1 protein-coding gene is annotated in these 886 nt (G+C 49.0%); it reads right to left on the reverse strand.

The window, feature by feature from the left end; translation table 11 throughout:
• Positions 1-6: 6 nt before the first annotated feature.
• A partial coding sequence (locus tag Xmir_RS22210; protein WP_099116114.1) for an IS110 family RNA-guided transposase occupies positions 7-886 on the reverse strand: 880 nt, incomplete at its 5' end.

The following is an 886-nucleotide window of genomic DNA, read 5'->3' on the forward strand; positions in this document are numbered from 1 at the left end:
ATTCAATTAATGGACAGCAAAAGCTTTTTTCATATCATAATCAACCTCATCTGTCAGAATACGCCAGATAATTCGGGTCAGCTTGTTAGCTAAAGCAACTACGGCTTTCATGGGGCCACATCGGGTAATCCGTGTTCTTAGCCACTCGCCTAAAGGATCATCCCGTTTTTGCACGCCCTGCATCATCGCTCGGGCACCATGAATAATTAACGTTCGGAGATGACGGTTGCCCTGCTTACTCAGAGAAGAAAGACGGCTTTTCCCGCCCGAACTGTGTTGCCGGGGAACCAAACCACACCAGGCTGACAACTGTCGGCCATTAGTAAATTGGGATGCGTTGACGTCACTCACGAAAGCCGCCGCAATCAAGGGACCGACACCGGGAATAGTCAGCAAGTGTCCATACCCTGCTTGCTGACGGGAAAGTGCCGTAATTTCGTTATCCATTTCATGAATGCTGACGTTCAAATTCTGAAGATCTTCCCGCAGCGTATGCAATAAACGACGCAGCACACATGACAGAGCATTATCACCTTCTTCCAGAATATCAGGGAGATGCTGTTGGAGTTTCTGAATCCCTACAGGTACAATTATTCCCTGCTCAGCGAGAAAGGCTCGGATTTGGTTAGCAAGAGCAGTACGCTGTTCCACCATGAGCTGACGGGCACGGTGCAGTGCTTTGAGATCTTGCTGTTCTACCGTTTTGATGGGAACAAAATGGAGAGCGGGCCGACAGGCCGTTTCACAGATAGCCAACGCATCATTGGCATCGTTTTTTTGATGATGGCTGAAAGCTTTTACATGCTGGGTGGGAACAATTCGGACATGATAGCCCATAGACTGCAACGTCCGTCCCCAATAATGGGAAGTGGCACAGGCTTCCATG

Source organism: Xenorhabdus miraniensis (genome assembly GCF_002632615.1).